Below are 13,889 nucleotides of genomic sequence, written 5' to 3'. Positions count from 1 at the left end.
AAAGGAAGAATTATATGGAGATAAAAGAAATCTCTGTTCCGCAACAAGGTGTTGTAGCGGACTATATGAACGGTAAAAAAGAGATACAGTCATGTTTTGATTATGTGTTAACAGAAGATGCTTTTAAACAACGTTTACATGATTTGCGTGAAAGGGAGTTTTTCCGCCAAGATTTAGTAGCGCATTTATTAGAATATAATACAAAATTACAAGCGGGAGAATCTACAATTCAAAATGTAAAAGCGCTTGGAGATGAAAATACATATGTTGTTATAGCTGGACAACAAGCGGGGTTATTAACTGGACCGCTTTATACAATTCATAAAGTTATTTCAATTTTACAGCTTGCAAAGGAAAAGGAAGTAAGTTTAGGAGTTAAAGTTGTCCCTGTCTTCTGGATTGCGGGTGAAGACCATGATATGGATGAGATTAACCATACTTTCGTAGCAAAAAATAAAAAGTTGAAAAAAACAATTTTTTATGACCGTAATCCGAAAAAGGCGAGTGCTTCTGAGTCTGAACTTTCTGTTGAAGATTGTAGAAATTGGATTGAAGAGATTTTTAAAACATACCCAGAAACAAATTTTACGAAGGATGTATTAAAATTTGTTGATGATGCTTTGAAAAAATCGAATACGTATGTAGATTTCTTTGCTCATCTTATTACGAAAATCTTTGCTAATTCTGGTTTAATCCTTGTTGATTCACATCATCCTGAATTAAGAAAGTTAGAAATTCCATTTTTTAAGCGAGTTATAAGTAAGTATAAAGAGGTACAAGAGGGCCTTCGAAATCAGCAGGAAGTAATTAAAGAACTAGGATACAAACCGATTATTGAAACGAAGTCTCATGCAGTGCATATATTCATGGAAATAAATAATGAACGAGTATTGCTTGAAGAGCATCAAGGTAAGTTTGTTGGAAAGGATGGGGCGCATTCCTTTTCATACGAAGAGTTGATTGAAGAGATGGAGAGAAATCCGGCGCATTTTAGTAATAACGTTGTAACACGTCCTCTTATGCAAGAGTATGTATTTCCTACGCTCGCATTTATTGGAGGTCCAGGAGAATTAGCTTATTGGAGTGAATTACAACAAGTATTCCATACTGTCGGTTTTCAAATGCCACCTGTCGTTCCTCGTCTTACAATTACTTATATGGAGAGAGATATAGCGACAGATTTATTTGATTTGCAATTGAGAGAAAGTGATCCATTTTTAAATGATGTCGATAAATTGCGTGAAAACTGGTTGTCCAATCAAATAGAGGAACCGATTGATGATCATTTTGAAAAGGCGAAAAAAGAAATTGCTGATATTCATACATCTTTACAGCAATTTGTAAAGAAAATAGAGCCAGGGTTAGGTGCGTTTGCAGGGAAAAACGAATTGAAAATTAATGAACAAATTGAACTGCTGGAAAGAATGTTGAAAAGAAATGTTGAGAAAAAGTATGAGGTTCAGCTAAATAAATTCCGTCGTATACAATTCGCACTTCGTCCATTAGGTGCACCACAAGAACGTGTGTGGAATGTATGTTATTATTTAAATCAGTTTGGTTTGGATTTCGTTGATCGTGTAATGGAAAACCCTTTTTCTTGGGACGGAAAACATCATGTTATAAAACTATAAAATCTTGCTCTTTGGAGCAGGATTTTATTTTTATTCCGTTGAATTTACTGTGAAGTGATTTTTTTCTGAATTATCAATCAAAAAATGTTGGATATGGTAATTGTGCTGGATACTTAAATATATGACAAAATAGCACAAAATGTAAACGTATTATTCGCTTTTTCGACAGTTTTTTATTTAAATTCCCGCAAAAGATGATAAAATTTAGTATATAATAAAAGAAAATAGCGATTTGTATAGTATGTTGCCTTTGTTGGTAAGTTAAATGAGTCGTTCTTTCGTATTATTTCATTCTCTAAGCGTGAAATATGTGTTTAGAGGAAGGGATACATTCAACATAATTAATTGGAAAAAGAGTAGGTGCAACAATGTTTAAACACGTAACAGTGCTTTTAAAGGAAACAGTAGACGGCTTAGATATAAAGCCAGATGGTACATATGTAGATTGTACACTGGGGGGAGGAGGACATAGTTCTTATTTATTATCCCAATTAACTGAAGGTGGAAAATTAATAGCGTTTGATCAAGATGAGATAGCGATTCAAAACGCGAAAGAAAAGTTCTCTTCATACGGTGAACAGTTTATAACAGTAAAGAGTAACTTCCGTTATTTAGCTGAAAAACTGCAGGAAATAGGTATAACAGAAGTAGACGGTATTTTATTTGATTTAGGTGTTTCATCCCCACAATTAGATACACCAGAACGAGGCTTTAGTTATCATCATGATGCACCGCTAGATATGCGGATGGATCAAGATGCCCCATTAACAGCGTATGATGTTGTAAATAGCTGGTCATATGAACAACTTGTAAGGATTTTCTTCCAATACGGTGAAGAAAAATTTTCAAAACAAATTGCAAGAAAAATTGAAGCTTATCGTGAGAATAAAGCTATTGAAACGACAGGAGAATTAGTAGAGCTAATTAAAGAAGGTATTCCGGCTCCAGCTCGTAGAACGGGTGGGCATCCTGCTAAGCGAGTGTTTCAGGCAATTCGTATAGCTGTAAATGATGAATTAAAAGTATTTGAAGAAGCATTGGAATCTGCTATTGAGATGGTTAAGCCAGGTGGAAGGGTTAGTGTTATAACATTCCATTCATTAGAAGATCGTATTTGTAAAACAACGTTTAAGCGAAATAGTACAACGCCACAATTGCCGCCAGGATTACCGATTATTCCTGATGAATTTAAGCCGAAATTAAAGCTTATTACAAGAAAACCGATTTTACCTTCTGATATAGAGCTAGAAGAAAATAATCGTGCGCGTTCTGCGAAGTTGAGAATCGCTGAAAAACGATAAAAGGGAGAGAGAGGTATGACTAATTTAGCTGTAAAGTACAAACAACAAGCGCAAGAAGAGGTGCAAATTCAAACGCCCCCACAGCAGATGGCTAAGCCGAAGGTTAAAGCGAAAATTACAAGAATCGAAAAATTGTTGTATGTAGCGTTTATTGGCTTTTTATTGTATGCCTGTGTCGCGTTTATTGGAAATAAAGCAGGCCTTTATCAAGTTAATGTAGAAGCAGCGACGATAGAAGAAAAAATTGTACAGCAGCAAAAAGAAAATCAAGAATTACAAGCTGAAGTAGAGAAGTTAAGTCGCTATGAACGAATCGCTGAAGTTGCAAAAAAACACGGGCTAGAAATTAATGCGAATAATGTGAAAGGCCTCAAATAAGGCAATAGGTGTGAAGGAACGATGAAGAAGAATATGACTAAATTTCATACCAATAAGGGAGCAGGTTATTTTATGATATTTTTCCTCCTGCTCTTTTTGCTGTTATTAGCCCGATTTTTTTACATACAATCAACAGGAACAGTTCATAATCAGGATTTAGATGCACTTGCTAAACAAAAGCATAGTAAAAAAGGAGTTCTTGAAGCGAACCGAGGAACTATTTATGATCAAAACGGTCATGTGTTAGCGCAAGACGCAAACTCTTATAAAATAGTAGCTGCGCTAAAAGGAGCTAACTCTGTTGAGAATAAAGAAGATACTGCAAAGAAAATTGCAGGAGTACTTGGAAAAGGCGAAGAGGATATTTTAGCTTCTTTAAATAAGGAAGGTAGAAGTCAAGTCGAATTTGGAACGTTAGGTAAGGATTTGACGAAAGAAAAGAAGGAACAAATAGAAGCGTTGAAGTTGCCAGGAATATCTTTTATTACAGAAAATGCAAGGGTGTATCCAAACGGTGATTTTGCATCTTACGTTATAGGTCATGCAAAACCAAATGAGAATGGAACCTCGGTAGGTCAATTTGGCATAGAGAAAAGCTTGGATAAATACTTAAGTGCTTCCAATGGAGAAGTAGCATATACAGGTGATCGTAAAGGTGTGTCCCTTGATGGTGGAAAAGTTAATGTAAAGGCACCTAAAAATGGAGATAACGCGTATTTGACAATTGATCAACGTGTCCAAAGTTATTTAGAAGATGCGATGAAAGCAGCAAGTAAGCAATATGAGCCAGAAAGTTTAATAGGGATTGTTGCAGATCCGAAAACCGGAAAAATATTAGCGATGTCTACTAAACCTAGTTATGACCCTAATGATCGCCAAATTAAATATTTCTTCAATGACGCAATTGCCAATGCATTTGAACCTGGATCAACAATGAAAATTTTCACGTTAGCGGCAGCTATTAATGAAGGTGTGTACAAAGGACAAGATTATTATCAATCTGGGACATATCAAGTCGGAAATAGGAAAATAAAAGATCATAACGGCGGTGCTGGTTGGGGCTCTATCACGTTTGATGAAGGGGTAGAGCGTTCTTCAAACGTAGCGTTTGCAATTTTAGGAGATCAAAAACTTGGTCCAGAACGTTTCCGAAAATATATTCATAGTTTTGGATTAGATGAAAAAACGAACATTGATTTATCAGGTGAAGGATCGAATACAATTTTATTTGATCAGCAAATACAACAAGTGACAACAGCTTTTGGACAAGGTTCCACTGTAACACCAATTCAGCTTGTACAAGCTGCAACGGCCATTGCAAATGATGGAAAAATGATGAAACCTTATGCAATTGATAAAATTGTAGACCCAATAACAGACAAAGTAAAATTAGAACATAAGCCAGAAGAAGTAGGAAAACCTGTTACAAAGGAAACAGCAGCGCAAGTAAGACAGTTATTAGAACGTGTTGTTACATCTCCGAAAGGTACAGGGACAGCTTATAAAATTGATGGATATTCAGTTGGTGGTAAAACAGGTACAGCGCAAATTCCGGATGGAAAAGGGGGCTATATGACAGGAAGACAGAATTATATATTCTCATTCTTAGGTATGGCACCAATGGACGATCCACAACTTGTTGTGTATGTAGCTGTTAAACAGCCGAAATTAAAAGATGATGAGAACGGTGCACAACCTTTAGCTGATATTTTTAAATATGTAACAAAAAATAGTTTAGAGTATTTAAAGATTAAGCCAAATGAAGTGAAAGATCCGAAAAAACATCTGAAAGAACAACAAACTACTGTTCCAGATGTAACTGGTAAAACGATGGCTGAAGCGGGGAAAGCGATTGATAAAGCAAAACTTCGTCCAATCGTACTAGGTGAAGGGAAAGTACAGCAACAAGTACCAAAAGCGACTGAACAAACATTAAAAGGCGACCGAGTCTTCTTGGTAGGAGATAAGCCTACAATGCCAAATATACAAGGATGGGCACTGCGTGATGTTATGAATTTAGCGAAGACATTACAGCTTAACTTGAAACCTTCTGGTACAGGATACGTAACAGAACAAAGTGTGGCGGAAGGAACATTATTACAACCTGGTACAGAATTAGGTGTCACACTCGTACCGCCACTCGAACCACAGCAAGAAGCAGAAAAGCCGTAATGGTAAAAGAGAATAAGTTCTAATTAAATAAGTACAAGCATATATTGGAACAAGCTAGGCGTAAGGGAGGCTTGTTCCGATATGCGTGTATCAAATGTAACAGTTAGAAAACGACTTATTTTTATACTTATATCAGGTATACTTATTTTCACTATTATCGATATTCGTCTTGGATATGTGCAATTTTTTCTTGGGAATATGTTAACGGATCGTGCGAAAGATTCATGGAGTCGTAATATTACTTTTGAACCCGAACGTGGGAAAATTTTAGACCGAAATGGTGTGGAACTTGCCACGAATAAAAGTGCTCCAACTGTCTTTGTTGTACCGAGGCAAATTGAAAAACCAGCAGAGACTGCAGAGAAGTTAGCTGCAGTATTAGGTGTGGAAAAAGATGAGATTTATAAAAGGATTACAAAAAAAGAATCAATTGTAAGGTTAGATAAAGGCGGAAGGAAAATATCACATGACAAAGCGAAAGAAGTACGAGGATTAAGTTTGAAGGGCGTGTATATCGCAGAGGATTCTATCCGGTACTATCCATTTGGAAACTTTTTATCACATGTATTAGGTTTTGCAGGTAGCGATAACCAAGGTCTTATGGGACTAGAGAAATATTATGATAAAGAGCTAAATGGGGACAAAGGTCATGTGCGTTTTTTTGCAGATGCGAAAGGACAAAGGATGCCTAATGTTGGTGATGATTTCAAAAAACCAGAAGCTGGTTTAAATTTAGGATTAACAATCGATGCGCGTATTACAAGGATTATGGAAAGAGAAATGAATATTGCGGAGTCAACTTATAATCCTGACGGTATGATTGCGATTGCAATGAATCCTAAAAATGGTGAAATTTTAGGCATGTCTAGTCGACCGAGTTTTGACCCAGCGGATTTTCAAAGTGTCTCTCCAGAAGTGTATAACAGAAATCTACCTGTATGGAGTACGTATGAGCCTGGTTCAACATTTAAGATCATTACATTAGCTGCAGCATTGAATGAAAATTTAGTAGACTTAGAGAAGGATACGTTTTATGATGATGGAGCAGCTGAAGTAGGTGGAGCTAGATTGAAATGCTGGAAAGCAGGAGGTCATGGCAGTCAAACGTTTTTAGAAGTCGTTCAAAACTCATGTAACCCGGGATTTATTGAACTTGGTGATCGCCTTGGTAAAGACCGATTATTTAAATACATTCGTAATTTTGGTTTTGGGCAGAAGACTGGAATTGACTTGCAAGGTGAAGGCAGTGGGATTTTATTTAATTTAGATAAAGTTGGTCCAGTAGAGCAAGCAACAACTTCATTCGGCCAAGGGGTTTCTGTTACACCGATTCAACAAGTAGCAGCTGTAGCGGCGGCTGTAAATGGTGGAACATTGTATCAGCCGTATATAGCTAAGGAGTTTATTGATCCGAAAAATAATCAAGTTGTTAGTAAAAAGACACCTGTTGAGAAAAGAAAAGTTATTTCCAAGGAAACTTCAGAAAAAGTTCGTTATGCATTAGAGAATGTTGTAGCGAAAGGTTCTGGTAAAGGTGCTTATATTGATGGGTATCGTGTAGGTGGAAAAACGGGTACTGCTCAAAAGGTGAAAGATGGTAAATATTTAGAGAATAATTATATAGTATCTTTTATCGGATTTGCTCCAGCGGATGATCCAGAGATTGTTGTGTATGTAGCTGTTGATAATCCAAAAGGGGTTACACAGTTTGGTGGAGTGGTAGCAGCTCCAATTGTCGGGAATATCCTTCGAGATGCGCTTCCTGTTATGGGAGTGAAACCGAGAAAAGAACAAGTTGAGAAAGAATATAAATGGGGCGATACACCAACTGTAGAAGTTCCGAATTTAATTGGAATGAAAAAGAAAGACTTACAAACACAACTCGTCGATTTGAAGCTTGATATAAGTGGAGATGGAGAGAAAGTAATTAAACAATCACCAGAAGCCGGAGCTAAAGTAAAAGAAGGCTCAAAAATTAGAATTTACTTCGGGAATTAAAGGTAACATAGTACGTTTTATGGTACAATTGGTGGAAGTGAGTTCTTTATAGAACAGTTACTTAATTTGAGACAGTAAGTGTCTCATTCATAAATAGGTCAGTAGCACTTACCTCCTTATATAGGAGGTAATGTGTTGCTTACTGAAAAAAGATAAATAAACAATGTAGAGAGGGTTTAGTGAAATGAAGTTGCATACACTTGTATCATGTTTGCATGATTTTCCAGTTGTTCCAAAAGAAAATCCAGAAATCACATCTATAGAAGCTGATTCACGTAAAGTGAAAGAGGGAAGCTTATTTGTATGTATGAAAGGATATACGGTTGATAGCCATGATTTTGCTAAGCAAGCAGCGGCACAAGGAGCGGCTGCTATTGTTGCGGAAAGACCAATTGATGTTGACGTTCCAGTTGTACTTGTGAAAAATACTTTTCGTTCGTTAGCGGTTTTAGCTGATTATTTTTATGGTCAACCGACACACAAGTTACATTTAATCGGAATTACAGGTACAAATGGAAAGACAACAACATCGCATATTATGGATGAGATTATGCGAGCACATGGTCATAAAACAGGGCTAATTGGAACGATTAATATGAAAATCGGTGATGAAACATTTGAGGTGAAAAATACAACACCAGATGCACTAACACTTCAACAGACGTTTTCAAAAATGGTTGAACAAGGTGTGGACAGCACGGTAATGGAGGTCTCGTCACATGCGTTAGATCTTGGTCGTGTACACGGATGTGATTACGATGTAGCGGTGTTTACGAATTTAACACAAGATCATTTAGACTATCATAAAACGATGGAAGAATATAAACATGCAAAAGGGTTACTATTTGCACAGCTTGGCAATAGTTATAATCATAATCGTGAAAAGTACGCTGTGCTGAATAGCGATGATAATGTAACAGAAGAGTATATGAGAAGTACTGCAGCAACAGTTGTAACATATGGTATTGATACAACAAGTGACATTATGGCAAAAAATATCGTTATGACGAGTGGCGGGACTACATTTACGCTTGTCACACCGTATGAAAGTGTAAATGTTACGATGAAATTAATAGGTAAATTTAATGTATATAACGTACTTGCAGCAACAGCAGCAGGACTTGTTTCGGGTGTGAAATTAGAAACAATCATTGCTGTTATAAAGGAACTAGCTGGGGTTCCAGGGCGTTTTGAAGTTGTTGATGGAGGGCAAAATTATACAGTTATTGTTGATTACGCACATACGCCGGATAGTTTAGAAAATGTATTAAAAACTGCGAAACAATTTGCAAAAGGTGATGTGTATTGTATCGTTGGTTGTGGCGGCGATAGGGACCGGACGAAGAGACCGATAATGGCAAGTGTTGCAACAAAATATGCAACTCATGCAATTTACACATCAGATAATCCAAGAAGTGAAGATCCAGCGGTTATTTTAGATGATATGGTACATGGTGCACGTGGAAATAATTATGAAGTGATTATTGATAGAAAAGAAGCGATACACCATGCAATCGCTAAAGCGAAAGCAGATGATATCATTATTATTGCTGGTAAGGGTCATGAAACGTATCAAATTATTGGTAAAGAAGTTCATCATTTTGATGATCGTGAAGTTGCAAAAGAAGCAATTACAGGGCGTTTAAACAACGAAGAGTAACAACGTGAGAGGAGGACTACATGTGCTTGAGCAAGGTTTATTAGTAACGGCTGGGGTAGCATTCTTAATTTCTGTTGCCCTTTCGCCATTGTTTATTCCATTTTTAAGAAAATTAAAGTTCGGACAGAGTATTCGTGATGAGGGACCGAAGTCACATCAAAAAAAATCAGGGACACCGACAATGGGTGGTATCGTCATATACGTATCTATGATGGTAACTTCACTTATTATGGCGATTAAGTTTAATCATTTAGGTGCAGAGGTTTCGTTATTACTATTAGTGACATTTGGTTACGGATTGATCGGATTTTTAGATGACTACATAAAGGTAGTTAAGAAGAGAAATCTTGGTTTAACATCAAAACAAAAATTAGTAGGTCAGCTTGTTATTGCTATTGCATTCTTTTTAATTGGAAAAGGGCAAGCGTTCCACACATACATCATGATTCCAGGAACGGATGTTAAGTTTGAATTAGGTTGGGCGTATTTTGTACTTGTACTATTTATGCTTATTGGTGGATCGAATGCAGTTAACTTAACTGACGGTTTAGATGGTTTATTATCAGGAACAGCTGCTATTGCATTTGGAGCATTTAGTATTATTGCTGTGGCACAAGAGCAATTTGGAGTAGCGATATTCTGTATGGCAGTTGTAGGAGCTGTACTTGGATTTTTAGTATTCAATGCGAATCCAGCAAAAGTGTTTATGGGAGATACAGGTTCATTAGCTTTAGGTGGAGCCATTGCAGCTGTAGCGATTTTATTAAAACAAGAATTGCTACTTGTAATTATTGGCGGAGTATTCGTAATGGAAACTTTATCGGTTATCATTCAGGTCATTTCATTTAAAACAACAGGAAAACGTGTCTTTAAAATGAGTCCATTACACCATCATTATGAATTATGTGGTTGGTCAGAGTGGCGTGTTGTTGTGACGTTTTGGTCTGCAGGATTTTTATTAGCTGTGTTAGGAATTTATATCGGGGTGTGGATGTAATTGAAAACTGTAACTGAATTTCAAAATAAGAATATTCTTGTATTAGGCATTGCAAAAAGTGGTTATGCAGCAGCTACATTGTTACAAAAGTTAGGGGCAAATGTTATTGTAAATGACGGAAAGCCTTTAGCAGAGAATGTACTTGCTGCAGAATTACAAGCAAAAGGAATGGACGTTGTATGCGGTGGACATCCTTTAGAATTATTAGAGAGAAATATTTCTCTTGTAGTAAAAAATCCAGGAATCCCGTATTCTAATCAAATACTAGTTGCTGCGAAAGAAAAGCAAATTCCGATTGTTACGGAAGTTGAATTAGCATATCGTATTTCAGAAGCACCATTTGTTGGGATTACGGGGTCTAACGGTAAAACGACGACGACAATGCTGACATTTGAAATGCTAAAAGAAGGACAAAAGCATCCTGTAATTGCAGGGAACATTGGAACTGTAGCGTGTGAAGTAGCACAGGATGCAAAAGAAAATGAAGTTGTAGTTACAGAACTTTCATCGTTTCAATTGATGGGAGTAGAATTGTTCCAACCTAAAATTGCTGCGTTTTTAAATTTATTTGAGGCCCACTTAGATTATCATGGGACGAAGAAAGAATATGGTTTAGCGAAAGCAAATATTTTTAAAAATCAAACAGAAAATGATTATAGTGTAATAAATGCGGATGATGCAGATGTGATGGCTTTGTCTGCGTATTCTAAAGGTCAAAAAATCCTGTTTTCGACAACGAAAGAAATTGAAGATGGCGCGTGTATAAAAGATAACGCTCTTTATTTCAAAGGTGAAAAAGTTGTTGAAGTAAGCGATATCGTTTTACCTGGTCAACATAATCTAGAAAATATTTTAGCTGCGATGAGTATTGCGAAATTATTAGGTACTTCTAATGAAGCAATTACGGTCGTGTTAAAACGTTTTACGGGTGTAAAACATCGTTTGGAATATGTAACAACGATTAACAACCGTAAGTTTTATAATGATTCAAAAGCAACGAATATGTTAGCGACTGAGAAAGCACTATCTGCGTTTACACAACCGATTGTGTTACTAGCAGGTGGGCTTGATCGAGGAAATGAATTCGATGATTTAATTCCGTATTTCAAAAATGTAAAAGCGATTGTAACATTTGGACAAACAGCTCCTAAACTAGTAAGAGCGGCAGAAAAAGCGGGATTAGATATAATTGAAAGTGTCGATACTTTAGATGAAGCAGTGGTGAAAGCTTATGCTCATTCTAAAGATGGTGATGTCGTTCTTCTTTCTCCAGCGTGTGCAAGCTGGGATCAATTTAAAACATTTGAAGAAAGAGGAGACATTTTTATACAAGCTGTGCATAAACTTATATAAAGTAAATCAAAACATCAGTAGGCTAACACCTACTGATGTTTTGTTACATAGGGCAAAAGGTTCTGCCTAAAGAGGTGGTGTTTGTGGGTAATGAAGAAAACGCCTGATTTTATTCTCATCATCGTAACACTTTCATTGTTGACAATCGGAATGATTATGGTTTATAGTGCGAGTGCAGTTTGGGCCTCTTATAAAATGGGGGACTCATTCTTTTTTGCAAAAAGACAATTACTGTTTGCGGGTCTTGGTGTAGTAGCTATGTTTTTTATTATGAAAATTGATTATTGGGTGTGGCGTACGTATTCAAAAGTGATTTTGCTAGTTTGCTTCATTCTTCTTATTCTCGTTCTTATTCCTGGAGTAGGTCTTGTTCGAGGAGGAGCACGAAGTTGGATTGGAATCGGTGCATTTTCGATTCAACCGTCAGAATTTATGAAGTTTGCGATGATTATTTTCTTGGCAAAGTTTTTAGCAGAACGGCAAAAATTGATTACATCTTTTAAACGTGGTTTATTACCGGCACTTAGTTTTGTGTTTCTTGCTTTTGGGATGATTATGTTACAACCAGACCTTGGGACAGGAACGGTAATGGTTGGGACATGTATCATTATGATATTTATTTCGGGAGCGAGGGTCTTTCACTTTGCAATGTTTGGTTTGATTGGTGTAGCAGGATTTATAGGGTTAATTGCATCAGCACCGTATCGAATGAAACGCATTACATCATATTTAGATCCGTGGTCAGATCCGCTCGGAAGTGGATTTCAAATTATCCAATCATTACTCGCAATTGGACCTGGTGGATTATTTGGGCTTGGACTTGGACAAAGTAGACAAAAATTCCTTTATTTACCTGAACCACAAACTGACTTTATATTTGCAATCTTATCCGAGGAATTAGGTTTTATTGGCGGTTCATTTGTGTTATTATTATTTAGTCTATTATTATGGCGCGGGATTCGTATCGCATTAGGAGCGCCAGATTTATATGGTACGTTTTTAGCAGTAGGTATTGTGGCGATGATTGCGATTCAAGTAATGATTAATGTTGGTGTTGTAACAGGACTGATGCCTGTTACGGGTATTACCTTGCCGTTTTTAAGTTATGGTGGATCAAGTTTGACATTAATGTTAATGGCAGTAGGTGTATTATTAAATATAAGTCGCCATTCTCGCTACTAAACCCTGTTTATAAGACAGGGTTTTTCGTATGTGTGTAAAAATGCAATATGTATATAGAAATAAATATAATGGAAATAAGAAGCGGAGGAGTTAGTAGTGCGTGTATTAGTGAGTGGTGGGGGTACTGGTGGTCATATTTATCCAGCTCTTGCTTTAATTAGAGAAATAAAAAAGTTAAATCCAGAAGCAAGATTTTTATATATTGGTACGGAAAATGGACTAGAGAGTACAATCGTTCCAAAAGCAGGTGTACCATTTCAATCTATTGTTATAAGTGGATTTAAACGAAAAATATCATTAGATAATGTGAAAACAGTAATGCGTTTTCTAAAAGGTGTACAGGATAGTAAACGATATATCCGTCGTTTTAATCCTGATATCGTAATTGGAACGGGTGGCTATGTATGTGGGCCAGTTGTATACGCTGCAGCCAAATTAGGTATTCCAACTATTGTACACGAACAAAATAGTGTACCAGGTGTAACGAATAAATTTTTAAGCCGTTATGTAAATAAAGTTGCTGTTTGTTTTGAAGCAGCTATAGAGCATTTTCCAGAGTCAAAAGTGGTAATGACAGGTAATCCGCGGGCATCAGAGGTAATGGATCAAAATGGAATGAAAGGGAAACGTTCAGTTGGGCTTTCTCTTCCTAAAAAGTCTGTACTTATATTTGGTGGAAGTCGTGGGGCTAGACCGATTAACGATGCCTTCGTTGAAGCAATTGAACAGTTTGGGAACAAAAGCTACGAAATACTATATGTAACAGGTGAAGTACATTATGACAAAGTGATGGAAGCCGTTAAGCAAAAAGGGAACCCAAGCAATGTTATTATTAAGCCGTTCATTCATAATATGCCAGAGGTACTAACTGGTGTAGACCTTGTTGTTTCAAGGGCTGGGGCAACAACACTTGCAGAATTAACAGCGTTAGGAAAACCAAGTGTGTTAATACCGAGTCCGTATGTAACCAATAATCATCAGGAAAAGAATGCACGTTCAGTTGTTGATAAAGGAGCGGCAAAAATGTTACTTGAAAAAGATTTAACAGCTGAAACACTTATTCGTGATATTGATGAGATTTTATTAGATGCACAAACATTACAAAATATGAAGCTAGCTGCTAAGCAACTAGGTATTCCAGATGCAGCAAATAAGCTGTATGAAGTAATGAATAAGCTTGTAAAAAAATAAAGTGAGGCTTTAATCAGTGGGGAGTG

At 36.6% G+C, this 13,889-nt stretch carries 10 protein-coding genes; all 10 read left to right on the top strand.

Annotated elements, in window-relative coordinates; all coding sequences use genetic code 11:
* Positions 1-14: 14 nt before the first annotated feature.
* The 10 genes from bshC to murG all read left to right on the top strand — a co-directional run bounded on the left by bshC (position 15) and on the right by murG (position 13,863).
* On the top strand, positions 15-1,631 hold the full coding sequence (gene bshC, locus MR143_RS18740; RefSeq protein WP_000403069.1) for a bacillithiol biosynthesis cysteine-adding enzyme BshC: 1,617 nt from the start codon (positions 15-17) through the stop codon (positions 1,629-1,631).
* Between the two features lie 368 nt (positions 1,632-1,999).
* The gene (gene rsmH, locus MR143_RS18735) at positions 2,000-2,932 is read left to right on the top strand and encodes a 16S rRNA (cytosine(1402)-N(4))-methyltransferase RsmH (RefSeq protein WP_000472508.1); all 933 of its coding nucleotides are present in this window, start codon (positions 2,000-2,002) and stop codon (positions 2,930-2,932) included.
* A 15-nt stretch (positions 2,933-2,947) separates the two neighbouring features.
* The gene (ftsL, locus tag MR143_RS18730) at positions 2,948-3,310 is read left to right on the top strand and encodes a cell division protein FtsL (protein ID WP_000182804.1); all 363 of its coding nucleotides are present in this window, start codon (positions 2,948-2,950) and stop codon (positions 3,308-3,310) included.
* A gap of 21 nt (positions 3,311-3,331) precedes the next feature.
* Positions 3,332-5,482 (top strand): penicillin-binding protein, encoded by a 2,151-nt coding sequence (locus MR143_RS18725; protein ID WP_000739955.1) that lies wholly within the window; start codon positions 3,332-3,334, stop codon positions 5,480-5,482.
* An 81-nt stretch (positions 5,483-5,563) separates the two neighbouring features.
* Positions 5,564-7,480: a stage V sporulation protein D gene (locus tag MR143_RS18720; protein WP_001266234.1), complete on the top strand. Its 1,917-nt coding sequence runs from the start codon at positions 5,564-5,566 to the stop codon at positions 7,478-7,480.
* A gap of 184 nt (positions 7,481-7,664) precedes the next feature.
* Positions 7,665-9,140 carry a UDP-N-acetylmuramoyl-L-alanyl-D-glutamate--2,6-diaminopimelate ligase gene (murE, locus tag MR143_RS18715; protein WP_000766317.1) on the top strand — a complete coding sequence of 492 codons (1,476 nt, stop codon included), beginning with the start codon at positions 7,665-7,667 and terminating at the stop codon, positions 9,138-9,140.
* 22 nt (positions 9,141-9,162) lie between these two features.
* Positions 9,163-10,137 carry a phospho-N-acetylmuramoyl-pentapeptide-transferase gene (gene mraY, locus MR143_RS18710; RefSeq protein WP_000893057.1) on the top strand — a complete coding sequence of 325 codons (975 nt, stop codon included), beginning with the start codon at positions 9,163-9,165 and terminating at the stop codon, positions 10,135-10,137.
* Complete coding sequence (gene murD, locus MR143_RS18705; RefSeq protein WP_000860130.1) at positions 10,138-11,490, top strand: UDP-N-acetylmuramoyl-L-alanine--D-glutamate ligase; 1,353 nt, start codon at positions 10,138-10,140, stop codon at positions 11,488-11,490. It abuts the gene before it with no gap.
* Between the two features lie 90 nt (positions 11,491-11,580).
* Positions 11,581-12,672 carry a stage V sporulation protein E gene (gene spoVE, locus MR143_RS18700; protein WP_000753519.1) on the top strand — a complete coding sequence of 364 codons (1,092 nt, stop codon included), beginning with the start codon at positions 11,581-11,583 and terminating at the stop codon, positions 12,670-12,672.
* A 96-nt stretch (positions 12,673-12,768) separates the two neighbouring features.
* Positions 12,769-13,863: an undecaprenyldiphospho-muramoylpentapeptide beta-N-acetylglucosaminyltransferase gene (gene murG / locus MR143_RS18695; protein WP_001265422.1), complete on the top strand. Its 1,095-nt coding sequence runs from the start codon at positions 12,769-12,771 to the stop codon at positions 13,861-13,863.
* Positions 13,864-13,889: the final 26 nt, after the last annotated feature.

The sequence above is a fragment of the Bacillus cereus group sp. BfR-BA-01347 genome, assembly GCF_022663835.1.
GTDB lineage: Bacteria > Bacillota > Bacilli > Bacillales > Bacillaceae_G > Bacillus_A > Bacillus_A thuringiensis_K.
Note: the sequence above shows the minus strand (reverse complement) of the source record. Positions and strands in the feature narration are given on the sequence as shown.